The sequence below is a fragment of the Formosa agariphila KMM 3901 genome, assembly GCF_000723205.1.
In the GTDB taxonomy this organism is placed as follows: Bacteria; Bacteroidota; Bacteroidia; order Flavobacteriales; family Flavobacteriaceae; genus Formosa; species Formosa agariphila.
Genome location: NZ_HG315671.1, coordinates 327,667 through 351,929, shown reverse-complemented (window position 1 = coordinate 351,929; position 24,263 = coordinate 327,667). Strand labels below are relative to the sequence as shown.

Below are 24,263 nucleotides of genomic sequence, written 5' to 3'. Positions count from 1 at the left end.
AATTTAATAATATGCGTAAATTAAAAAATAGCGAGTTAGATAGATTAAGTGTTGAAGATTTTAAAGGCACTAAAAAAACACCGCTTATTATAGTCTTAGACAACATTAGAAGTTTAAATAATATTGGTTCTGTATTTAGAACGAGTGATGCGTTTTTGATTGAAAAAATTTACCTCTGTGGCATTACCGCAACGCCACCACATAAAGACATACACAAAACAGCTTTAGGAAGTACAGAAACTGTAGCTTGGGAATATGCTGAACACACATTAGATGTGGTTGAAAAATTACAAGCTGAACATGTAAAAGTTTTAAGTATTGAACAAGCCGAAAACGCCACCATGCTTGATACCTTTACTCCAGAAGCAGACACTACTTACGCCTTAGTCTTTGGAAACGAAGTAAAAGGTGTGGCTCAAGATGTTGTTTCTAAAAGCGATATGGTGATTGAAATTCCGCAATTCGGGACCAAGCATTCTTTAAACATTTCGGTAAGTGCAGGTGTTTTAATTTGGGATGTATTCAGTAAAATGAAGGCTCTTAATTAAGCATTAATTTGTTCTAAAACAGCCAAATAATCGGCGCGATTGGCTACAAAATCCATATCGGAAATATCGATAATTTTGACTTTTAATTCCGTTTGATTCTTTAAGAACTCAAGGTAACCTAGATTGATTTTATTAAGATAATCGTCTTGAATGTGTTGCTCGTAATCGCGACCACGTTTTTTAATATTTTGCTGAAGACGCTCTGTATTTTGATATAAATAAATGTACAAATCCGGTTTCGCGATTTCTTTATACATAATATAGAACAACTTTCTGTAGAGTTTAAACTCGTCTTCTTGCAGAGTAATTCTTGAGAAAATTAAAGATTTAAACACATCGTAATCGCTTACAATAAAGTCTTTGAATAAATCTAACTGAGATAAATCGTCTGAAATTTGCTGATAACGGTCTGCCAAAAAAGACATTTCTAAAGGAAACGCATATCGTGGTGCATCTTCGTAAAATTTTGGTAAAAATGGATTGTCGGCAAAACGCTCTAAAACCAACTTGGCATTAAAATCTTCAGACATTTTAGTTGCCAAACTTGTTTTCCCTGCACCAATATTTCCTTCAATAGCAATAAAATTTTGATGAGAAAAATTAAAACGTGTAATCGGATTTACTAACTTCTGAGGTATTGGAGTTAATACGCTTGTATCTTCACAAACCTCTAATAACGAATTCACCGATTGCTTTAAAATAGGATGTTCAAATTTCGAGGCAATATCGTTGAAAGGTAATAGTACAAATTTGCGTTTTTGCATTTCTGGATGCGGAACGTTTAGTAATTCGGTATTTATAATTTCATCTTCAATAAAGATAACATCCAAATCAATTATACGAGCTTCGTAACTCGCACCTTCTGTTCGTGTACGACCTAATTCTGTTTCAATATCTAATAAGGACTGCATGACCTCGTCGGATTCAAGCTCGGTTTTAACAATTAAACACGCATTTAAAAAAGGGTCACTTTCAAAACCAAAAGCAGGCGATGTATATACTTTCGAAATATTTTCTACTGTACCCACACGGTCGAACATGCGATTTACAGCCGATTGTAAATTCTGAAACTTGTCTCCTTTATTGCTTCCTATAGATATGTAAACGTATTTTGCCATGAACTAAAATATGGACAAATTAAAGAAAAGTAATTTACTTAAACTTGAATTTCGCTATTTAAAGACAGATAAAAATTCAACATAAAATTAGAGTCTTTTAATTATGAAAATGTGATTTCGAAATTAAATATGTAGGTTTGTTTTTGAAACTTAGACACATGAATAAAAAGGACCTTTTTCTAGCACATCGTATCTACCTGTTATTGGGTGCTTTATTCATGACCTCTTTAGTTGTTTCGAATCTAATCTTCCAGAAATTCTTTTATTGGTACCCGTTTAACATCACTATTTTTGGCGCCAGTTTATTTGAAATCTCTGTTGGAATTCTTCCTTACCCTATTACGTTTTTAATCACCGATTTAATCAGTGAGATTTATGGTAAAAAGGCCGCCAACCAGGTTGTAATTACTGGGATTTTTGCCTCTGTCTTTTCAATGTTCATTATTTATGCTTCCGATGCTGTTCCCGCAACATCTTGGTCGCCGGTAAACGATGACAAATTTACGAGTGTTTTTGGAAGTACCATAATTGCTGTTTTGGCAAGTATGATGGCTTATTTATTTGCACAATTTATCGATATTCAGATTTATCACTACTGGAAAAAACTTACAAAAGGGAAACATTTGTGGTTACGCAACAATTTTTCCACTTTTTTATCACAATTTATCGACACTTTTACCGTTTTGTTGCTACTTTGTTTTTTTGGTAAACTAGAATGGACTAAATTTGCCGGGTTATTAATCAGCGGATTTTTATTTAAAGTCTTAATGGCTTTATTTGATACTCCGTTTTTATATTTAGGCGTTTATCTATTTAGAAAACGTTTCAATCTAAAGGTAAACGACGAAATCCAACTTTTTTAAGGCATGAAATTTGCTTTACGGGAGGTGTATTTATGTGAAATATGCTTATTTCTTCATTTTTAATGAATTAAGTCATGTTTTATTAGGATTTGTTAAAAATTCGGTTACATTGATAGATACGCACAAAACTAAAACAGATACATGAGGCAATTAAAGATTACAAAGCAAGTAACGAACAGGGAATCTAAATCGTTAGACAAGTACTTACAAGATATAAGTAAAATGCCATTAATTACAGCCGAAGAAGAGGTTGAATTAGCGCAACGTATACGAGAAGGAGACCAAGTAGCTTTAGATAAATTAACAACATCTAATTTACGATTTGTAGTTTCAGTTGCAAAACAATACCAAAATCAAGGTTTAACGTTACCCGATTTAATTAACGAAGGTAATGCAGGTTTGGTAAAAGCAGCAAAGCGTTTCGATGAAACACGTGGGTTTAAGTTTATCTCTTACGCCGTTTGGTGGATTCGTCAAGCTATTTTACAAGCTTTAGCAGAACAGTCTAGAATTGTAAGATTGCCATTAAATAAAATTGGTTCTATTAACAAGATTAATAAAGCCTTTTCATTTCTAGAGCAATCGCATGAACGCCCGCCAAGTGCAGACGAAATTGCAAACGAGTTAGACATGACAGTGAGCGAAGTTAAACAGTCTCTTAAAAATTCTGGTCGTCATTTATCAATGGATGCACCATTAAAAGAAGGAGAAACATCTAGTTTATACGATGTTGTAAAGTCTGGTGAGTCACCAAACCCTGACAACAACTTAATGTACGAGTCGTTAAACTTAGAAATTAACAGAGCCTTAGACACACTATCTCCAAGAGAAAGTGATGTGTTACGTTTGTTCTTTGGATTAAGTAATGAAGCACCAATGAGTTTAGACGAAATTGGAGAAACATTCGATTTAACCCGTGAGCGTGTAAGACAAATTAAAGAAAAAGGAATTAGACGTTTACGCCATAGTTCTAAAAACAAAATATTAAAAACATATTTAGGATAATCCTAAGAAACTTATAATAATTATTAAAACCAGAATTAATGCTTAAAATTATAGTAAAAGAAGGCGAGCAAATCGATCGCGCTCTTAAACGTTACAAAAGAAAACACAGAAACGTAAAGGTGATGCAAAACTTAAGAGAAAATCAGTTTTTCACAAAACCTTCAGTTAAGAGAAGAAGAGAAAACCAAAAAGCGGCTTATATCCAAAACTTGAGAGATCAGGAAGATATTTAATGTCGACTTTATACAGACCTAAAAACACGCTTAAGATGTATATCTAAAGCGTGTTTTTTTTGTTTTAAGAAATTTCTATAGATACATACATACCTTCATTTCCACGTATATTGCACACTGTTTCATCTTCAAAAATAAGGTACTGCCCTTTTATTCCTTTTAACACTCCAGTGTAGTGTTGCATTTTTTCAATATTTAAAGATTTAGGCTTTTTAGGATATTGTAAAACCGGAAACTCAATTTCTGTTTCTGTATTAGAATCAATAAAATAAGGTTTTGCTTCTTCAGGAATATAAGTCTTTAATTTATCTCTCCATGCAACTAAATTTTCATCCTCTACTTCATTTTTAAGCATGGTCCGCCAATTGGTTTTATCGGAAACATAATCTTTTAATGCAACTTCAGTAATTCCTGCCAAATACCGATTAGGAACCTCAACTATCTCTATGGCTTCATGTGCCCCTTGATCAATCCAACGGGTTGGCACTTGCCCTTTTCTAGTAACTCCTACTTTTACACTACTTGAATTTGCTAGATACACAATATGAGGTTGTAATTGCACTTTCTTTTCAAAAGCCAAATCACGATCTTCAACATCTAAATGCGCTTTACTTAATTCGGGTTTCATTATCCAATCGGCAGCCTGAGGAATTTCGAAAAAGCAACTCTTACAATAGCCCTGTCTGTAGATTTTTTTATCTAATCCACAATTCAAACATTGATATTTTATAAAATTAATATTTAATGTTTTATTTAGTAACTGATTCATATTTAAAAAGTCTGAATCGAAAACTAAATAATATTGAATAGGCTTAGCATATTCGGTTTCCATTTTTGTTAGAACACCCTCGTAAGTCATAAAAAAAGTATTATTTTTAGTTCATAAATATAATGTAAATATGCCAATTACTATAGTAAACTCAATTGCCTCTTGGTTTCTAAAAAAGCGATTCCATCAAATTGAACTATTTTTAAAATATCCTAATGAGGTACAGCAAGAATTACTATTAAACTTAATTTACACAGCGCGAGATACTAAAATTGGCAAACAGCATGAATTTCGCACCATAAAAAATTATAAAACATTCGCAGAACGTGTACCTATTTCTACATACGAAGATTATCAAGATGTAATTGAACGGGCTCGAGTTGGCGAACAAAACATTTTTTGGCCATCGCATATTAAATGGTTTGCAAAATCTAGCGGTACAACTAATGCTAAGAGTAAGTTTATTCCTGTAAGTAATGAATCTTTAGAAGATTGCCATTACGCTGCAGGAAAAGATATGCTTTGTATGTATTTAAATAATAACGAAAATTCTCAACTCTTTACAGGTAAAGGTCTTCGCTTAGGCGGAAGTAAAGAATTATACAAAGAGAACGGAACAATATACGGTGACTTATCGGCTATATTAATTGATAATATGCCATTTTGGGCTGAATTTAGTAGTACACCAAGTAACAAGGTGTCTTTAATGAGCGATTGGGAAACCAAGATGCAAGCCATAGTAGATGAAACTATATTAGAAAACGTAACAAGCTTTGCAGGCGTTCCCTCTTGGATGTTAGTACTATTAAACAATGTTTTAGAAACGACTGGGAAAGGCAATTTACACGAGGTTTGGCCCAATTTAGAAGTGTATTTTCATGGCGGCGTAAGTTTTACACCTTATGCTGATCAATATAAAAAGATACTGCCAGATCCTAATTTCAAATATTACGAGACATACAATGCATCTGAAGGGTTCTTTGCTATTCAGGATCAAAACGATACTAAAGAATTACTGTTGATGTTAGATTACGGTATCTTTTACGAGTTTATCCCTATGGATACCTATGGTACGATAGATCAAAAAATTATACCGCTTAATGAAGTCGAACTCAAAAAAAATTACGCCATTGTTATTACCACTAATGCAGGTTTATGGAGATATAAGATTGGAGATACGGTAAGATTTACATCGCTTTCTCCATACCGAATTAAGGTTTCTGGGAGAACAAAGCATCATTTAAATGTGTTTGGTGAAGAATTAATTATTGAAAATGCCGAGGATGCGCTTAAAAAAGTATGTAAACGTACCAAATCCGAAATTGTAGATTACACTGCAGCACCTATTTTTATGGTAGGCAAAGAAAAAGGAGCACACGAATGGATTATAGAATTTAAAAAGGCTCCAGAAGACTTAAATTACTTTATAGAGCTTTTTGATAATGCATTAAAAGCATTAAATTCTGACTATGAAGCTAAGCGCTATAATAACTTAACACTCAACAAACCAACCATACATATTGCCAAACAAAACCTCTTCTACGATTGGCTTAAACTACATAACAAATTAGGTGGACAACATAAAATTCCTAGACTTTCTAACTCTAGAGAATATATAGAAGAATTATTACTCTTAAACGGAAAAGAAACGGCTACAGTTTAAACATTATTTTCAGGATATACTGACTTTAGAACTTTAAATAATCGACAGGATATTTTTCGTTCAATAGTGTTTGAATTATTTCTACAGTCGCATTGGTATAAAATTGATGCGTAGCTTTAGTTGTGTGTGTGTTTAGCAAGTGTTGCTGTTCTAGTACAGCTTTAGTTTGTCGTGCTACAGCTTCACCAGAATCAATTATTTTTACATTATGAGGTAATAGCTCTAATAGTAACGGCATGAGGTAAGGATAATGTGTACAGCCTAAAACCAAATAATCTATATTAGCATCTATCATAGGCTTTAAATAGACTTTTAGTAAATCTTTCATTTCTGAGCTAGTCGCTTTTCCCGCTTCTATTAAAGGCACTATACCATCTCCTATTTGTTCAATAACATGAACATCTTTTTTATAGACATTAGTCGTTTCATGAAATAACTGACTCGTTAATGTGCCCTTTGTTGCCAAAATACCTACAGCCTTTGTTTTACTATTTAAAGAAGCAGGTTTAATAGCTGGCTCTATACCTATAAATGGCACATTATAAGACGTTCTAAGTGTCTTAATTGCATTAGTAGTTGCTGTATTACAAGCAACAACAATAAGCTTACAATTACGACTAATTAGCAACTCTGTATTTTTAATACTTAAATTCAGAATCTCTTCCGCCGATTTATTTCCATAGGGTGCATTTGCACTATCTGCCAAATAGATGGTATTTTCGAAAGGGAGAAGTGCTTCAATTTCTTTAAAGACAGAAGTGCCCCCAATACCTGAATCGAATATGCCTATAGGTTGTGTACTCATAATCTCAAAAATAAAAAAAGCCGCTTTAGAAAAGCGGCTTTTTTATATATTCTTAACGTATTAGAATTAAAATCCTAAATCTTTCTTTACGTCTGCTAATAAGTTTTTACCATCGGCCATGATTACACCTCCACCTTGAGAAGAATCTAATACATAGTCGAAACCTTGAGCTTTTGCTACTTTTAAGATTGAAGCTTTAGCTTTTTCAGTGATTGGTTTTAATAAATCAATCTCTTTTTGTTGCATATCTTTTTGAGCTTGTTGTTGGTACTGACGGATGTTTTGTTCCATAGTTTGTACCTCTTGAACACGTTTAGCATTCTCTTCTTGAGTTTTTGTAGAAGACTCAGCATCGTATTGCTTTACTTTTGTGTCAAGTTCTGTTGCCATATTTTTAATATCAGCTTCATAGGTTTTCCCTAATTTCTCCATTTGAGCTTGAGCTGTTTTCATTTCTGGCATTGAAGAAACTAATTCTTGTGTATTAATATGAGCAACTTTACTTTGTGCTTGTACAAAAGATGATGCGCCAATAAATAAAGCTGTTGCTATTAAAAGTGTTTTAATTTGTTTCATTTTTAAAGTATTAATTTGTGTTTAATTGTTGTTAATTATTATCTGTATTACTAGAGCTATTTTCTAGAGCTTCACGTTCTTGTCTAGCTTTTTCACGCTCTTCTAAAATTCTTTGCTTTCGTTCTTCTAATTCCTGTTCTCTAGCTTCGCGATCTCTAATTTTTTGTTGTTTACGCTCTTCATCAAGTTCTTCTTTAGTTTTAGGTGTATCATCTGATTTTGAATTTGTATCTAAATCATATTCAGTAGGTGCTGTCGCATTACTGTTTTCTACCTTTTCTTCAGAAGGCGCTAATGTATCAATATTTTCTGAATTTTCTATACCTTTATTACGAGCTTCTAATTTTTCTTGTTTAGCAGCCTCCCGATCATCAAGAATTTTTTGTCTTCGATCTAGTGCGGCTTGCTTATTAGCAGCTCTTTCATCTAAAATTTCTTGTCGGCGTTGTGCTTCAAGTGCTTCACGTTCTAAAATTTTATCTGCTTGAGCTTTTTCTCTAGCTTCTAATTCTGGATTGTATTCTGGTACTAAATCTTCATCTGCTGCGGCTCTACGTTCTGCTTTAGTTTGAGCTTGTTGACGTTTAGATGTTCTATTTATAGTTCGTAACACCAATTCACTAATATCATAGCGTTCTGCAGAATACAACATCACTAAATCTGCTGATTTATCGAATATAAAATCGTATTGCTTCCCTGCTGCGATATCTTGTACTGCTGAAAATATTTGATCTTGAATAGGTTGAATTAATTGTTTCTTCTGAAGCATTAAATCGCCATTAGGACCAAAACGTTTCTGTTGATGATCTAATATTTCTTTTTCTTCAAAATCGATATCTTCTTTGCGCTCTTCGTAAAGTTCGCTTGTTAAAAGTACTTTTTCGTTACTTAAATCTTTTCGTTTTTGAGCAACATCTTTTAGTTTTAAATCGATGTCTGCTTTCCAACGCTCAACCTTATCGTTTAATTGAACAGTTGCTTCTTGATATTCAGGAATATGTTCTAAAATATATTCTGTATCAATATAACCAATTCTTACTCCTCGCTGTGCATGCGAGTCAAGACTTAGCAAACCAATTACAGTCATTAAAAAAAGAACGTATATTTTCATCTGTTTCATTTTAATAAAATTATTAACTACTAAACTTTACAAACGACAGATGAATCAAAATATTCTGTCACTTCCTGAAATAAAGTTTCCAAAATTAACAAATTTTAACCTTATAAGTTTTAAATCATGAAGTAAATACGAAAAGTCTTATAGAAAATATCATGCCAAATTAAAATTGTTGTCCAATAATAAAGTGTGTCTCCCAACCGTTAGGTTCTGTTTGACCTGGAAGTGGATCAAATCCGTAACCGAAGTCAATACCTAATAAACCGAAGGCTGGCATAAATACACGTAAACCAACTCCCGCAGAACGTTTTAATTGGAATGGATTATAATCTCTAAATGTATTAAATGCAGCACCTCCTTCTACAAAGGTTAGTGCATATATTTTAGCAGATGCAGCTAATGTAATAGGGTAACGTAATTCTAAAGAGAATTTATTATAAATAGCAGCACCATCATCTGTAGTATTACCATTAGTATCTACAGGTTGAATAGATTGGTTTGGATAACCACGTAATGCAATTGCTTCTCTACCATCTAAACTATAACTTCCTAAACCATCTCCTCCTAAGTAGAAACGTTCGAAAGGAATTACACCTCTAGCTTGGTTATATGCGCCTAAGTATCCTAACTCGATAGTTGGTTTTAAAACCAATTTACCAATGATACTTGTATACCACTCTCCTTTAAATTTAACTTTATAGAATTCTAACCAGTTAAAACGTTCCTGATCAATTTCTCCCATACGCGTGTAAGCAGAATTTTGAGCAGCTGCAGAAGCATCTGGATCGTTATAAATAGCTTCTTCTTCGCTACGCTCTATTTCTAAAGCTTCGTAATCTACGCCATTCCATAATGAGTATGGTAAAGATAATTTTGCACTCACGCTAAAGTTAGATCCTCCTAATGGGAATACAGGATCGTTCCAAGTATTGTTTCTTGTTAAACCAATGGTATAAGCTAAACTGTTAGAATATCCGTCTGCGAATGTAAATAATCCTGTACTATAATTTTTAAGGTTGTAGTGTTGAAAACTAACTGCTTGAGACAATGTAAAAAAGTCATCTGGCACACTTAAACGTTTAGCTAACCCTACAGTAACACCTAATATATTAAATCGTCTATCTGTATCGGCTTCACCTGTACTGGAGTCGTATAAAAATTGATTAGAGTAAGATATTGAAGTTGAAAATTGGACTGGTTTTTTACCACCCATCCAAGGTTCTGAAAAAGAGAAACTATACGTTCTATAAAACTGACTGGCTTGTAAACGTAAAGACAACTTTTGACCATCACCCATTGGTAAAGGTTTATAAGATTCTAAATTAAACAGATTTCTTAATGAGAAGTTATTAAAAGAAAGTCCTAATGTTCCAATGAAACCACCTCCACCGTAACCACCTTGTAGCTCAATTTGACTAGACCCCGTTTCGACAACCTCGTATTCCATATCGATAGTACCTTCGTTTGGATTCGGGTTATTAAAATTAGGTGTTAATTGCTCTGCATCGAAAAATCCTAACTGACTTAATTCACGTACAGTACGCACTACATTTTCTTTACTATATAATTCTCCTGGTCTGGTACGTAATTCACGATAAATAACATGGTCGTTTGTCTTGTCGTTACCTACTACAGATACCTCATTAAAATGAACAGGCTTACCTTCAGAAATTCTAATTTCCATATCGATAACCCTTCCATCTGCATTGGTTTCTACCGAGTTGATTGTAGAGAACAAATATCCGTTATTCTGGTATAAGTTTGTAATATCTTGACCATCTGGTCTTGTTTCGTCGGCAATACCTTTTTCTAATAAAACACCGTTATACGTATCTCCTTTACGAACGCGTAAAATAGCATTTAAATATTGGTCTGTATACACCGTGTTTCCAATGAAATCTATTTCACCAAAAGTGTATTGCTCACCCTCTTCAACATTAATATTTATTGAGATGGTTTTATCGTTATTTACAAAAATACTGTCTGATACAATTCGAGCATCTCTGTATCCATTTTCTTTATACGTGTCTATTACACTAACTAAATCTGTTTTGTAATCGTCTTCAATAAATTTTGAACGTTTCCAAACACGCACAAACATTTTCTCTTTGGTATTTTTCATACTACCAAGTAAAGTGCGATCAGATAATACTTCATTTCCGATAAAATTAATGTCTTTTATCTTCACTTTTTCACCCTTATCTATAGCGACAACCATATTTACATATGGCTTATCTAAGGTGTCATTAACTGGTATAACATTAACGTTAACTTTGGTCGTGTAAAACCCTTCTTTTCTATACTTAGATTCTAAATAATTTTTAGTAGTTGTAATTAAGTTTTCTGTAACTTTTACACCTTCATTAAGATTATTTTCTTCTATAATTTCTTCAAATTTTCCTTTTTTAACACCTGTAATTTTTAAATCACTTAGTTCTGGTAAATCGTATAAATGTATTTCTAAGCTGGCAACACCATCATGTACATCTTTAATGTAAATTTCAATATCACTAAATAGACCTGATTTCCAAAGCTTCTTTATTGCTTCACTAATTTCATCTCCTGGGATTAAAATTTCAGAGCCTTTTCTAAGACCAGAATATGTTACAATTGTCTGTTCGCTAAAACTAGAACTTCCAGATACAGTAATTTCCGAGATGGTGTATTTTTCGCCTGTTGGCTTTCCAATTTGAGCATTAACACCAAGTGTTGCTAATGAAAAAAGTAAAATAAAAATGTTGGGTAAATATGTTTTCAATGATAAAAAATTAGCTAAGTTGTTCACTTGTTTTTCCAAAACGGCGTTCTCTTTTTTGATAATCAATAATAGCATCATACAAATGTTGCTTAGTAAAGTCTGGCCAAAGTACATCTATAAAATATAATTCGGCATAGGCGATTTGCCAAAGTAAGAAATTGCTTATGCGTTGTTCGCCGCTAGTGCGTATAAGCAAATCTACGTCTGGTAAATTTCGCGTGTAAAGATGCTTATTTATAACTGATTCGTCAATACTTTCAGAAGAAATTATATTATTTTTAACTTTATCACTTATTTCTTTAACTGCAGAAATTAATTCTTCTCTAGACCCATAGCTTAAAGCCAATGTAAGGGTCATTCTCGTATTATTTTCAGTTTTTACAATAACCTCCTGCAGCTCTTTAAATACCTTTTTAGGTAAGGAGCTTAAATTCCCTATGGCATTTAATTTAATATTATTGTCTTGAAGTGTTTTAATTTCTTTTTTTAGAGAACTTACTAAAAGTCTCATAAGAGTGTCGACTTCTAGTTTTGGCCGATTCCAATTTTCGGTTGAAAAAGCATATAGCGTTAGGTTTTTAACACCTAATTCGGCAGATGCTTCAACGGTTTCCCTCACCGATTTTGTTCCGTTTTCATGACCAATTGCTCGTAAAAATCCTTTTTGTTTTGCCCAGCGACCATTACCATCCATAATTATGGCAACGTGTTGGGGTAATTTTTCTATATTAATATTCTCTTTCAAAATATATTTTAATTAATGCAATAACATGGCTTTCTACCAAATGTATATGTTAGTGTAAATCCAGTAAAAACATACCAATCGTTATTGTTTAAGTTTCCATAGCGGCGATCTTCAAAAACGTCCCCACTCGCTTTTTTAACAATAATATTGCTTTCATCTATATTATCTGTAAATGTATAGCGAGCACCTACTTCAAAACCTAAATTAAAGGTGTAATTTATTCTTATTTTATATCCCAAAATTATTGGTATTCCATATCCTACTTCAATCTTGGTATCTTCTGGAAGTAAAATTGCTGTTTCACTAGCATCTAGCTTAGGGTCGGCGATGTTAAAACCAAAAACACTAACTCCTGTATAGATATAAGGGGTATGCTTAAATCCTGATTGATGTAAATTGAACTCAAAAAAATTAAACTCTAATCCAACCGACGCTTCTGCAATTGTTTTTACATTTTCGGAACCTAAATCAGGCATTTTATAATTTGTTGTTGCAGACACTCTCCATGAATGCCTAGGACTTCTGTTCCATTTATAAAGTCCACCAAAAGCAAATCTAGAGGGATTAAGAATAGAAGACTGACCATTAGAGTCGTCAATAGTATTACTACCCCCAATAAACACTCCAAATTCATGGATTTGTGAGTAACTGGTTTGAATAAATAATAGATTTATAACAAGTATGACTATGTACTTCATAAAGTTTTAAAGTTTGCAAATATAACAAATTAGGTAAGCGCTTAACAAATTGAATTAATTTGTACTAGTCTAAAAACTTAAATTACACTGTATTATTGTTTAGTTACGTTTATCTTCTCCCCATAAAAGTTTTTTTCTAAGGGTGTTTAAGAAGCTTTCGTCTAATAATTCTATCATTTTTATAGTGAAATCTGCTTTTCTTACTGTTAATATAGTATCATTATTTATGGTTGCGATTCTAGAATCTAAGGATACTAAATAATTATTTTCTCGTCCGCTAACCTTTAATTTAATCTCGGTTGAATCTGTAATCACTAAAGGTCTAGCATTTAAATTATGAGGCGCAATAGGTGTTAAAGTCAAGCTATTAGTATCTGGCGTTATTACTGGCCCACCACAACTTAACGAATACCCTGTAGACCCTGTCGGGGTTGATATGATTAAACCATCACTCCAATACGACGTTAAATATTCATCGTTTAAATAGGTTTCTACCGTAATCATTGAGGTTGTATCCTTTCTGCTCACAGCAATTTCGTTTAATGCGAAATTCATCTTTTTGATGTTCTCGTTCTCTGGTGAAGTCGTTATAGTAAGTAAACTACGTTCCGAAATTTTGTAATTCCCATTTAAAATATCGTCTATCGCTTTTTCTATATATTCCTTCGGTATTGTAGCTAAAAAGCCCAGTCGCCCCGCATTAATTCCAACAATAGGAATACCTAAATCTTTTACAAAAGTAACTGCTCTTAAAATAGTTCCATCTCCTCCTATACTAATTAACAGGTCGAAAGTTGCATCTAAAGTATCGAACGTTTTAAATACATTATATTTCTGATCATCTTCAATTTCACTATGTATTAAATCAAAGAAGTCACGTTCTATATGGATATCGGCATTCTTTTTAAGTAAATGCCTGAGTAGAACCTCAACAGGAACATCAGAATTTTTATGATAAAATTGTCCAAAAATGGCTATTTTCATAATCACATGTTTAGGTATTTATTTAAATAATCTGATCGTTCCTTAAGATTCTCAATATAACTATCGTCTTCATGCCCAGAAATAATACTATAATTATAACGTCTAAACGTTTGAATAATATCATTTAAACTTGCATTTCCTATTTTTAAAGTAAACTGCACCAATTCGTTTTCCATCTTAGAGATAAAAGCGCCAAGCAGTTTTCCTTTGTTAGATTCTACAATTTGAGAAATTTCGCTAAATGAATAATCGTCTAGTCCTTTTTCTATAACTAAAGTACCGCCGTCTTCTGCAAAAAATGGTGTCTGGTTAAATAAAGTTATAATATCATTAAGTTCATAATAGCCTAAATACTCGTTTTTAGCATTTAAAACAGGCATAATATTGGTAGAATTTTGTGCAAAAGTTTCTAAAACATCTAACCAATTAGCTTCTTCACGCACAAAAAAACCTTCTGAAGCATAACTATAATCTTTAATAAACTTATCGCTTTCAAAACAATACACATCCGTTTCCGAAAGACACCCTAAATACATGTTCTCCATATTCTTAATAGGAATATGCGTATATGTAAGCTGATTAAAGAGCAATTGCATATCGCTAATTTTATCGGCCGTACTTAACGGTTTTATATCGTTTATAATATATTCGGAAAGATTCATTTTATCCTAATTTATATGCGTGCAAATTAATTAAAAAATAGTACAATAAGCTTGTTCTACTTTGTATTTTTGCTTTATTAAAATAGGATTCATGACAAAATTAAGTGTAAATATTAATAAAATAGCAACGCTAAGAAATTCTCGAGGCGGTGATTTGCCAAATGTTGTTCAATTTGCTAAAGATGTTCAGCGCTTTGGAGCCGAAGGTGTAACCATACATCCTAGACCAGACGAACGCCATATTCGTTATCAAGATGCGTTCGACTTAAAGACCGAAGTCTACACCGAATATAACATTGAAGGAAACCCTATTAAAAAGTTTATGGACATGGTTTTAGAAATAAAACCTACTCAAGTTACTTTGGTTCCAGATGGGGACGATGCCATTACATCTAATGCAGGCTGGGACACCATAAAGCATAAACATTTTTTAAGCGATATAATTACTGAATGCAAACGAAATAACATTCGTACGTCTATTTTTGTAGACCCTGTTTTAGAACAAATTGAAGGCGCGAAAGAAACAGGAACCGACCGTATTGAATTGTACACAGAGGCTTTTGCTCATCAATTTGGTTTAGGCAATTCTGCAAGTATTGTTCCTTATACAGAATGTGCTGTTTTAGCAGAGCGCTTAGATTTAGGCGTCAATGCAGGTCATGATTTATCTTTAGACAACATTAAATTCTTTAAAGATAATATTCCTGGACTTTTAGAAGTTTCTATTGGTCATGCTTTAGTTTCCGAGAGTTTGTATTTGGGGATTGAAAACGTGATAAACATGTATTTAAATAAACTGAAATAAACGTTTCAAAATAAAAAGCGATGCAATTACATTCTAATATATTAGGCGAAGGCACACCATTTATTATTCTTCATGGGTTTTTAGGCATGAGCGATAATTGGAAAACTTTAGGCGCTAAATTTAGCGAACAAAACTACCAAGTTCACCTTGTAGACCAACGTAATCACGGAAGGAGTTTTCATAGCGAAGATTTTAGTTACGAGGTTTTAGTTGAAGATTTAAAATCGTATTGCGACCATAACAACCTTACAGATATTGTACTTTTAGGACACTCTATGGGAGGAAAAACCGCTATGCTGTTTGCTACTAAATATCCAGAATATGTATCAAAACTTTTAGTAGCCGATATTTCACCACGATTTTATCCAGTACACCACGATGCTATTTTAAACGGCCTTGGTGCTCTAGATTTTTCAGAATTAAAAACAAGAGGTGCAGCAGATAAAGAATTATCTCGATATGTAACCGATTTTGGAACCCGTCAGTTTTTACTTAAAAATTTATATTGGGTAGAAAAAGGGCAATTAGGTTTACGTATTAATTTATCTGCATTAACCGAAAATGTTTCTGAAGTTGGCGAAGCTTTACCAATACATGCCGAATTTAATGGTGACACTTTATTCTTACGCGGAGACAAATCTGAATATATTGCGTTACAAGACGAAAATATTATTAAAGCCCATTTTCCTAATGCACAAATTACAACTATAAAAAATGCTGGTCATTGGTTACATGCCGAAAACCCTGAAGATTTTTTTCAAGCTGTTATCCGTTTTATAAAATAGAAGTTTATCTTTACTAGAACTAAATTTTAACTACCTCTAAATGAAACATATTGTACTGTATCTGTTTGTTTTGTTTGCCATAAATATTTTTGCTCAAAACAAGCATGAAGATGGTCCTTTTAAAGAGTATTATAAAAATGGAACTTTAAAAACTGAAGGCACTTATAAATCAGATGAGAAGATAGGGCGATGGCAGTATTATTACGATAATGGTCAACTCGAAAAAGAGGATGTCTTTCTACCTAATGGAGGTTGGTCTGGATTCAGTCGAACATATACCTTAGCAGGTGTTTTAAAAAGTGAAACTAAAACTGACCCTAAAGAATACGGTAGTTATATAGAAAAGGAGTTTTTTAGCGACGGAAGTGTTCAGCGAGAATACAAATTAAAATATGTTAATGAAAAAAAGTATCTAACAAGAAAAGGACCTTATAAAGAGTATTATGCTAATGGTAATATTAAGGTTGAATGTATGTTAGATCAAGGAAATATAGAAGGAGTATGGAAACATTATTACCCTACTACCGAATTAGAGTGGGAAGTTAATTATACCAATAATTATAAACAAGGCATCTATAAACAGTATTATACAGACGGAACGGTTCAAATTGAAGGGACTACTGATTTAGATTTGAAAAACGGAGAGGAGTTAAGGTTTGATGCTGTAGGGAAGAGTATTCAAAAATTAAAATATAAAAAAGGGGTGCTTAAAAACACCTCAAAAAATGCCGACGTAATTATCACTAACATCCCTGATGGCGTATTAGAAAAAGTGCCTGTGTATCCTGGTTGCGAAACTGAATTAGGGAATATGGCTAGGAGAAAATGTATGTCTGTAGAAATTTCTAAATTTGTAGCTGATAAATTTAATACCACTTTTGCAGGAGATACTAATTTAAAAGGCGCACAGAAAATTTATGTTATTTTTAAGGTCGATGAAACAGGTAGAGTTATAGATATCCGGTCTCGAGCAGAACATAAAGCTTTTGAAGCTGAAGCGATTCGTGTATTAGCATTATTACCAAAAATGACACCAGGTTATGTTTATGGAAAGCCTGTAAAAGTGCCGTATACATTACCAATAGTTTTCAAAATATAATATTAATATATCTTAAAATACTGAGTATGAATCAAGTTATAAAATTCCTATTAACAGCTTTAATCGTCATGCTTTTAGGTCGATTTTTATCAGGTATACATGTAGACGATTACATTACCGCTATTATTGTCGCATTAGTTTTAGCCGTTTTAAACGTGCTAGTAAAACCAATTTTACAAATATTAACATTCCCCATTACTATTATTACTTTCGGGTTATTTCTATTTGTAATTAACGGATTAATTATCTTATTAGCAGGTTATTTCGTTGGTGGTTTTCACGTAGATTCTATATGGTCGGGTATACTCTTTAGTATTCTGTTAACCATACTTCAATCTATAATATTTAGTATTGTAAAAGAAGATAAAAAATAGTCTGAAAGACAAGACGTTAAAAACTTTGTAGGGTTGTAAAAATGTTTTATTTTTGCAGCCCGTTTTTAATTAAAAAAATCAAGGAGAATCTGTACTAATTAAGAGTTTAATCAATACAGAATCTTATGTTAAATGCCCAAGCTGGGTTTTATATCATTTAAAATGAATATTACAAGAGAGAACATTGATGCATTAAATGCTGTAGTAAAAGTAGATATCACTAAAGAAGATTATAGCGATAAAGTAGATAAAATCTTAACAGATTACCGCAAAACAGCTAACATTCCTGGATTTAGAAAAGGTCATGTACCAATGGGAATGGTTAAAAAGCAGTATGGTAAAGCCGTATTAGTAGACGAAGTAAATAAATTATTACAAGAAGCTTTAAACAAATATTTAACTGAAGAAAAGTTAGATGTTTTAGGACAACCACTTCCTAAGGCTCAAGAAGGAATCGATTGGGATTCTGAAGCATTTACTTTTGAATTCGAATTAGGTTTAACTCCAGAATTCGATGTAGAATTAAAAGGTAAAGACGCCATTACTCAATATAATATTGTTGCAGACGATAAATTAATCGACGAGCAAATTGAGAATATCAAAAAACAATACGGAAAATTAATCCCTCAAGATGTTGTTGAAGAAGACAGTGAAATTACTGGAACTTACAAAAACGAAGAAAAGGAAATTGAAAACACTGTAACTTTAACTTTAGATAAACTTAAAGGAAAAGCAAATCCAAAGAAATTTATAGGATCTAAAGTTGGTGATGTTATCACGCTTAAAACTAAAGGTCTTTACGCAGACGATCATGATTTAATGAATGCTTTAAAAGTATCTCATGATGATGCTCATGGTTTAGAAATTGAAGTAACATTTACAATCTCTGAAATCAATAAACGTGAAGCTGCAGATTTAGATCAAGAATTATTCGATAAATTATTTGCCGATGGTTCTGTAAAATCTGTAACAGATTTAAAAGACAAGATTAAAGAAGATGCTGAAAAGCAATTCGTGCAACAAGCAGATCAAAAACTTTTAAACGATGTAACTGAATACTTAGTAGAGAACACTAAATTCGATTTACCTGCAGAATTTTTACAAAAATGGATTCAAGCAGCTGGAGAAACACCTCTTGATGATGCAGCAGCTAAAGAAGAATTTGAAAAGTCTGAAAAAAGTATGCGTTACCAATTAATTGAAGGAAAATTAATTACAGGTAACAACATCCAAATTACTATGGATGATATTAAAGATCATGCAAAAACCATGATTAAAGCTCAAATGGCTCAATTTGGTCAAATGAATCCTTCAGATGAAGAGTTAGAAGGTATCGCTGCACGTGTACTTGGAAACCAAGAAGAAGCGCGTCGTATTTCTGAGCAAATTGTTAGTCAGAGACTATTAGAAGTTTACAAAGAAAAAGCAAATTTAAAAGTAAAAGAAGTGACTTACGAAAACTTTGTTAAAGAGGTTTACGGAGACAAATAAGTCAACTGTTTTAAAGAATAATCATTATATTTAGGCGTTGAATAGGTTTTATTCAACGCCTATTTTATTCATTATTTAATCTAAAAGAACATTATGAATTACGGAAAAGAATTCGAAAAATTCGCTATAAAAGATCAAGGTATTAGTAGTACTTATTACAACCAAATTATTGGTAGTATGTACCCAACTAATTTAACCCCGAATATTATTGAAGAGCGCCAAATGAATGCTGTTGCTATGGACGTGTTTTCACGTTTAATGATGGACAGAATTATATTTATGGGTACTGGAATTAACGACCAAGTTGCTAACATTATCCAAGCACAATTATTATTCTTAGAAAGTACAGATGCTAATAAAGACATCCAAATTTACATTAACTCTCCTGGAGGAAGCGTATATGCAGGATTAGGTATTTACGATACCATGCAATTTATTAAGCCAGATGTAGCAACAATTTGTACTGGTATGGCTGCGTCTATGGGTGCTGTATTATTATGTGCTGGAGCAGAAGGTAAACGTAGTGGTTTAACACATTCTCGTGTTATGATTCACCAACCTTTAGGTGGTGCGCAAGGACAAGCTAGTGATATTGAGATTACTGCTCGTGAGATTTTAATTTTGAAAGAAGAATTATACAAGATTATTAGTAAGCATTCTGGTCAAGATTACGACAAAGTATATGCAGATAGTGATCGTGATTACTGGATGAAAGCAGATAAAGCTAAAGAATACGGTATGATTGATGAAATATTAGTGAGAAGCTAATATAATTCAACAAAATAATAACAGCTCGTTATTATTTATAAAGTGAAATTTAAAAAGATTTATGGCAAAGGAAGAATTAGAATGTTCGTTTTGTGGAAGAAAAAAACCTGAGACTAGTTTATTAATAGCAGGTTTAGATGCGCATATATGCGATCGTTGTATCGAACAAGCACACGGTATTGTTTTAGAAGAATCTAAACAAACAGATAATAGTGAATTATCGGCCGAATTAATGTTGCGTAAACCACTTCAAATTAAAGAATTTTTAGACGAGTACATTATTGGTCAGGATATGACTAAAAAAGTAATGTCTGTCGCTGTATATAACCATTACAAACGTTTGTTACAATCTCCATCTAAAGATGATATCGAGATTCAGAAAAGTAACATCATGATGGTTGGACAAACAGGTACCGGAAAAACATTAATGGCTAAAACCATTGCCAAGATGTTAAATGTGCCTTTAGCTATTGTTGATGCTACAGTATTAACAGAAGCTGGTTATGTTGGTGAAGATGTAGAAAGTATCTTAACACGTTTATTACAAGCTGCAGATTACAGTTTAGAAAAAGCTGAAAAAGGTATTGTTTTTATAGATGAGATTGATAAAATTGCTCGTAAAAGCGATAACCCTTCAATAACAAGAGATGTCTCTGGAGAAGGTGTGCAACAAGCTTTATTGAAGCTTTTAGAAGGAACCACTGTAAACGTGCCACCAAAAGGAGGTCGTAAGCATCCAGATCAGAAGTTTATCGAGGTGAATACGGAAAACATCTTGTTTATTGCAGGTGGAGCTTTCGATGGTATAGAACGTAATATTTCTAAGCGTTTAAACATGCAAGCTGTAGGGTATAGTGCTTCTAAGTCTGACGATATTATCGATCAGAACCACTTGTTGCAATATATTATTCCAAAGGATTTAAAAGACTTCGGATTAATCCCTGAAATTATTGGGCGATTACCAGTATTAACGTATATGGATCCGTTAGATGCTAAAACATTAAGAGCAATTCTTACAGAACCTAAAAATGCCATTATCAAGCAATATGAAAAGTTATTTGAAATGGATGACATTGAATTTCATATTACCGATGGTGCTTTAGATTTTATTGTTGAAAAAGCAATAGAATATAAATTGGGAGCTCGTGGATTACGTTCGTTATGCGAAGAAGTATTAACCGATGCCATGTTCGAACTTCCTGGTAGTAATGAGAAGGAACTACGTGTTACAAAAGCGTACACAGAGGATAAATTGAACAAAACAACAATTAAAAAATTAAAGGCCGTTTCTTAAACGTTTCAAAACCCTTTATAAAACAAAAAACCACTCAAATGAGTGGTTTTTTATTTTGGTTGCCATAATAAACATGCAACATACTGAGTCTAAATAGATTCAAATTAATAGCAGTGTAAATGTATAGTGAATCTTAGAATTAAAAAAGAATAAGTTCTAATTTTAGTTAAAGGTGTAAGATTCAACGATTAACTTCATCTTCTTTAAACCAACTAGAATATTTCACATAATTATCTGCTATTCTATGTATTTCACCAGAAATTAATTCTTCACTAATATCTTTAACTTTCTTAGCAGGAACACCCGCATAAATACTTCCAGACTTAACAATTGTATTCTTAGTAACCACAGCACCTGCAGCAATAATAGAATTACTTTCAATAATACAATCGTCCATTACAATACTTCCCATTCCTATTAAAACATTGTCGTGAATGGTACATCCATGCACTAAAGCATTATGACCAATAGAGACATTATTGCCTATGGTTGTAGGCGATTTTTGGTACGTAGCATGAATTACTGCTCCATCTTGAACGTTTACCTTATCACCCATTTTTATAAAATGAACATCGCCTCTTAGAACTGCATTATACCAAATACTACATTCCTTACCCATACTTACTTCTCCTACAATAGTTGCATTTTCTGCAACAAAACAATCGTCTGGAATTTGTGGTGAATTTCCTCTTACAGCTTTTATAATCATAATGAAATTTTTAGTGTTTACTCACAAAGTTAGTTAACCGAAGGACAATCACAATGGTATTTCTCTTTTCTACAATTAAAATTATATCCTATAGTAAACTGATGAAAACCACCGTTACTAAACACTATAGAATTTGTCTGATAACTGTAGGTATATGCAAAAACAAACTGCTTGTATGAGATTCCAACTAAAGGAGTTATATATTGAAGTTTCTGACCTTTTATCTCGTCTCCATTAAAATCTATTGCACCATCTAAGCTTCGTCTATAAGAAATACCAAAATACATTTTAGCTTTCTCAAAATCTTGATATAGTTTAAGATTAAAATCGAGGGTAGTTTCATTTGTTCCTTCCTCGTATTGTGCCAATATAGAAGGCTCAAAGGTTAATTCTTTACGACTTGTATTAAATACATGTCCAACAGAGAATAAATAGCGCCTTAAGTTGTTTGTAATTTCGATATCATTATTTACACCCTCATTTTTTAATAGATTCTTTACTGTAGCGTGTACATAGGTGTTTATAAAATGATAAGACATTCCAAAATCAATATTAAAATTTGCAGAACTTTGATTAATACCAGAGATTATCGGGTCATATTGACCATCTAAAAACGAAGATTCGTCTAATCTGTATTGAATAAAACCAGCACTTAATCCAAAGGATAACATATTCAAATCAATTTCATTTCTTGAAAACATTAAATGGTGTGCATAAGTTACGTAGCCTCCAGATTGTGAATGATACCCATTTTTGTCTGTATATAAAATTCCTCCAATTGCAGAAGGAGAATCCCCTATCCTACTATTCACACTAGCAGTTAATAATTGTGGAGCCTCATCTTGATCTAGCCATTGTTGTCTTGCGGTAATCCGCAGTTTTGCACAATGTGCCACACCAGCCATAGATGGGTGTATTAAATAATAATTATCGGTAAGGTAATCGCTATAGATAGGTAAACCTTCTTGAGCTTCACAAAAGGGAGAAATAAATAAAAAGAAGAGAATGAACCTAAACGTTCTAAAATTCATATTAATAATTAGTTTGCTATTAGTTAAAAAGTGTATTACACGTTATTTGCTAGGGAGTTAAACATGTTTAATATATTAAGAAAAACGCTTAAAGTTTATGTATATTTTACGACTAACTAAAATACAATATACTATTGTATGGTTTAATTTACTTTGTTATCAAGTTACTCGATTTAAACAACCTATAAATTTAGTTATTCTTAATATATTATTATTTTATAGGGCTTAAATTAAAACTTATTTCAAGACAATTGAACTTTTGTTTTATTAATTTTGTAAAAATTTTTTAAAAATGAAAACATTTAGTGTTTCTGTACAAGAAACTACCAATCCAACTATCATAAAATTTGAATTAAATCAATTCATTACCAAATATCAAAGTTTCGAATTTAACAATATCGACGAGGCTAAAAACTCACCATTAGCACAACAATTATTCTATTTACCTTTTGTAAAAAAAGTATATATCTCTGCTAACTTTATTGCTGTAGAACGCTTTAATATTGTAGAATGGAAAGATGTACAAGACGAAGTTGCTACACAAATCAAAGACTATTTAAATAACGATGGAGTTGTCGTGGTAGACGATAGTGCTCCAAAGAAAACTGCTGTTACAGTATATGCAGAGAGCACTCCAAACCCAGCTGTACAAAAGTTTGTAGCTAATAAAAAATTAGTAGCGGCTATGTTTGAGTTTACATCTATAGACGAAGCCAAACTATCTCCATTAGCGTCGGAATTATTCCACTTTCCTTTTGTGAAAAGCATATTTATCGATGAAAATTACGTATCTATTACCAAGTATGATGTTGCCGAATGGCAAGATATTACAATGGAATTACGTGAATTTATACGTAGTTTCATAGAACAAGGTAAAGATGTTGTACTCGCTGAAGCTCCTGAAGCACTAGGAAAAACAACACCTCAAATTGATGAATCTTTTGATGCCTTAGACGATATTTCGAAAGAGATTATAAATATTTTGGAAGAATATGTAAAACCAGCTGTTGCTAGCGATGGTGGAAACATACAATTTCAATCGTACGATGCAGATACGAAAACCGTAAAAGTAATCCTTCAAGGGGCTTGCAGCGGTTGTCCATCCTCTACGTTTACATTAAAAAACGGTATTGAAAATATGTTAAAAGAAATGCTTAAAGACAAAGTAGAATTTGTTGAAGCTATTAACGGATAATCAGCTTTAAAAATTCATTATCGTGTTTTTAAAAGTTAAAAATGGTAGTTTATAATTAATCAAACAACTACAATTATATCTAAATTAAAAGCTATAGAAGTCTTACCTAATTATGATAAAAGTTTGGATGATACTATATAAATAACCATTACAAATGCTTATAAAACC

Annotated in this window: 25 protein-coding genes; 13 read left to right on the top strand and 12 right to left on the bottom strand. The window is 32.5% G+C overall.

Annotated features, from left to right (window positions below; all coding sequences use genetic code 11):
- The first annotated feature begins 11 nt into the window (after nt 1–11).
- Complete coding sequence (locus BN863_RS01430; protein ID WP_038526582.1) at nt 12–548, top strand: RNA methyltransferase; 537 nt, start codon at nt 12–14, stop codon at nt 546–548.
- Here BN863_RS01430 and folK read toward each other — a convergent pair.
- Entirely contained in the window at nt 545–1,666 is a 1,122-nt protein-coding gene (folK, locus tag BN863_RS01425) for a 2-amino-4-hydroxy-6-hydroxymethyldihydropteridine diphosphokinase (protein WP_038526579.1), read from the bottom strand. The two genes, BN863_RS01430 and folK, sit on opposite strands and share 4 nt — an antisense overlap.
- 158 nt (nt 1,667–1,824) lie before the next feature.
- Here folK and BN863_RS01420 point away from each other — a divergent pair, with 158 nt between their 5' ends.
- The 3 genes from BN863_RS01420 (at nt 1,825) to rpsU (ending at nt 3,767) form a co-directional block, all read left to right on the top strand.
- Complete coding sequence (locus BN863_RS01420) at nt 1,825–2,529, top strand: queuosine precursor transporter (RefSeq protein ID WP_038526576.1); 705 nt, start codon at nt 1,825–1,827, stop codon at nt 2,527–2,529.
- Between the two features lie 141 nt (nt 2,530–2,670).
- Entirely contained in the window at nt 2,671–3,534 is an 864-nt protein-coding gene (locus BN863_RS01415; protein WP_038526573.1) for a sigma-70 family RNA polymerase sigma factor, read from the top strand.
- Nucleotides 3,535–3,572: 38 nt separating this feature from the next.
- Nucleotides 3,573–3,767, top strand: coding sequence for a 30S ribosomal protein S21 (rpsU, locus tag BN863_RS01410; protein WP_038526570.1), 195 nt, complete (start codon nt 3,573–3,575; stop codon nt 3,765–3,767).
- A 64-nt stretch (nt 3,768–3,831) separates the two neighbouring features.
- Here rpsU and BN863_RS01405 read toward each other — a convergent pair whose 3' ends face one another.
- Nucleotides 3,832–4,626, bottom strand: coding sequence for a DUF2797 domain-containing protein (locus tag BN863_RS01405; RefSeq protein ID WP_038526567.1), 795 nt, complete (start codon nt 4,624–4,626; stop codon nt 3,832–3,834).
- 40 nt (nt 4,627–4,666) lie between these two features.
- Here BN863_RS01405 and BN863_RS01400 point away from each other — a divergent pair, with 40 nt between their 5' ends.
- Complete coding sequence (locus tag BN863_RS01400; RefSeq protein ID WP_038526564.1) at nt 4,667–6,199, top strand: GH3 auxin-responsive promoter family protein; 1,533 nt, start codon at nt 4,667–4,669, stop codon at nt 6,197–6,199.
- 25 nt (nt 6,200–6,224) lie between these two features.
- Here the strand turns inward: BN863_RS01400 and murI are convergent, their stop codons facing one another.
- The 8 genes from murI to BN863_RS01360 all read right to left on the bottom strand — a co-directional run bounded on the left by murI (nt 6,225) and on the right by BN863_RS01360 (nt 14,544).
- A complete protein-coding gene (murI, locus tag BN863_RS01395; RefSeq protein WP_038526561.1) occupies nt 6,225–7,004 on the bottom strand; it encodes a glutamate racemase in 780 nt (259 codons plus the stop codon).
- Nucleotides 7,005–7,070: 66 nt separating this feature from the next.
- Nucleotides 7,071–7,580: an OmpH family outer membrane protein gene (locus BN863_RS01390; RefSeq protein WP_038526559.1), complete on the bottom strand. Its 510-nt coding sequence runs from the start codon at nt 7,578–7,580 to the stop codon at nt 7,071–7,073.
- A gap of 31 nt (nt 7,581–7,611) precedes the next feature.
- Nucleotides 7,612–8,691: an OmpH family outer membrane protein gene (locus BN863_RS01385; protein ID WP_038532996.1), complete on the bottom strand. Its 1,080-nt coding sequence runs from the start codon at nt 8,689–8,691 to the stop codon at nt 7,612–7,614.
- Nucleotides 8,692–8,860: 169 nt separating this feature from the next.
- Complete coding sequence (bamA, locus tag BN863_RS01380) at nt 8,861–11,533, bottom strand: outer membrane protein assembly factor BamA (RefSeq protein ID WP_084817443.1); 2,673 nt, start codon at nt 11,531–11,533, stop codon at nt 8,861–8,863.
- Entirely contained in the window at nt 11,466–12,149 is a 684-nt protein-coding gene (locus tag BN863_RS01375; protein WP_051774425.1) for an isoprenyl transferase, read from the bottom strand. The genes bamA and BN863_RS01375 overlap by 68 nt, the downstream gene beginning before the upstream one ends.
- A gap of 59 nt (nt 12,150–12,208) precedes the next feature.
- Entirely contained in the window at nt 12,209–12,898 is a 690-nt protein-coding gene (gene porG / locus BN863_RS01370) for a type IX secretion system protein PorG (protein WP_038526554.1), read from the bottom strand.
- Nucleotides 12,899–12,997: 99 nt separating this feature from the next.
- Entirely contained in the window at nt 12,998–13,882 is an 885-nt protein-coding gene (locus BN863_RS01365; protein ID WP_038526551.1) for an NAD kinase, read from the bottom strand.
- 2 nt (nt 13,883–13,884) lie between these two features.
- Nucleotides 13,885–14,544 (bottom strand): CBS domain-containing protein, encoded by a 660-nt coding sequence (locus BN863_RS01360; RefSeq protein ID WP_038526548.1) that lies wholly within the window; start codon nt 14,542–14,544, stop codon nt 13,885–13,887.
- A gap of 91 nt (nt 14,545–14,635) precedes the next feature.
- Here BN863_RS01360 and BN863_RS01355 point away from each other — a divergent pair, with 91 nt between their 5' ends.
- The 7 genes from BN863_RS01355 to clpX all read left to right on the top strand — a co-directional run bounded on the left by BN863_RS01355 (nt 14,636) and on the right by clpX (nt 21,160).
- Nucleotides 14,636–15,349 carry a pyridoxine 5'-phosphate synthase gene (locus BN863_RS01355; protein WP_038526545.1) on the top strand — a complete coding sequence of 238 codons (714 nt, stop codon included), beginning with the start codon at nt 14,636–14,638 and terminating at the stop codon, nt 15,347–15,349.
- Between the two features lie 20 nt (nt 15,350–15,369).
- Nucleotides 15,370–16,134 carry an alpha/beta fold hydrolase gene (locus BN863_RS01350; protein ID WP_038526542.1) on the top strand — a complete coding sequence of 255 codons (765 nt, stop codon included), beginning with the start codon at nt 15,370–15,372 and terminating at the stop codon, nt 16,132–16,134.
- 40 nt (nt 16,135–16,174) lie between these two features.
- Nucleotides 16,175–17,233: an energy transducer TonB gene (locus tag BN863_RS17890; protein ID WP_051774423.1), complete on the top strand. Its 1,059-nt coding sequence runs from the start codon at nt 16,175–16,177 to the stop codon at nt 17,231–17,233.
- Nucleotides 17,234–17,259: 26 nt separating this feature from the next.
- On the top strand, nt 17,260–17,607 hold the full coding sequence (locus tag BN863_RS01340; protein ID WP_038526539.1) for a phage holin family protein: 348 nt from the start codon (nt 17,260–17,262) through the stop codon (nt 17,605–17,607).
- A gap of 162 nt (nt 17,608–17,769) precedes the next feature.
- Entirely contained in the window at nt 17,770–19,098 is a 1,329-nt protein-coding gene (tig, locus tag BN863_RS01335) for a trigger factor (protein ID WP_038526536.1), read from the top strand.
- A 93-nt stretch (nt 19,099–19,191) separates the two neighbouring features.
- A complete protein-coding gene (gene clpP / locus BN863_RS01330) occupies nt 19,192–19,866 on the top strand; it encodes an ATP-dependent Clp endopeptidase proteolytic subunit ClpP (RefSeq protein ID WP_038526533.1) in 675 nt (224 codons plus the stop codon).
- A 61-nt stretch (nt 19,867–19,927) separates the two neighbouring features.
- Nucleotides 19,928–21,160 (top strand): ATP-dependent Clp protease ATP-binding subunit ClpX, encoded by a 1,233-nt coding sequence (gene clpX / locus BN863_RS01325; protein WP_038526529.1) that lies wholly within the window; start codon nt 19,928–19,930, stop codon nt 21,158–21,160.
- 181 nt (nt 21,161–21,341) lie between these two features.
- On the opposite strand, the gene BN863_RS01320 is transcribed toward clpX, so the two are convergent.
- Nucleotides 21,342–21,872 (bottom strand): gamma carbonic anhydrase family protein, encoded by a 531-nt coding sequence (locus BN863_RS01320; protein ID WP_038526526.1) that lies wholly within the window; start codon nt 21,870–21,872, stop codon nt 21,342–21,344.
- 26 nt (nt 21,873–21,898) lie between these two features.
- Nucleotides 21,899–22,900: a PorP/SprF family type IX secretion system membrane protein gene (locus tag BN863_RS01315; protein ID WP_038526523.1), complete on the bottom strand. Its 1,002-nt coding sequence runs from the start codon at nt 22,898–22,900 to the stop codon at nt 21,899–21,901.
- A 292-nt stretch (nt 22,901–23,192) separates the two neighbouring features.
- Between BN863_RS01315 and BN863_RS01310 the strand changes: the two genes are divergently transcribed.
- Nucleotides 23,193–24,095 (top strand): NifU family protein, encoded by a 903-nt coding sequence (locus BN863_RS01310; protein ID WP_038526520.1) that lies wholly within the window; start codon nt 23,193–23,195, stop codon nt 24,093–24,095.
- Nucleotides 24,096–24,263: the final 168 nt, after the last annotated feature.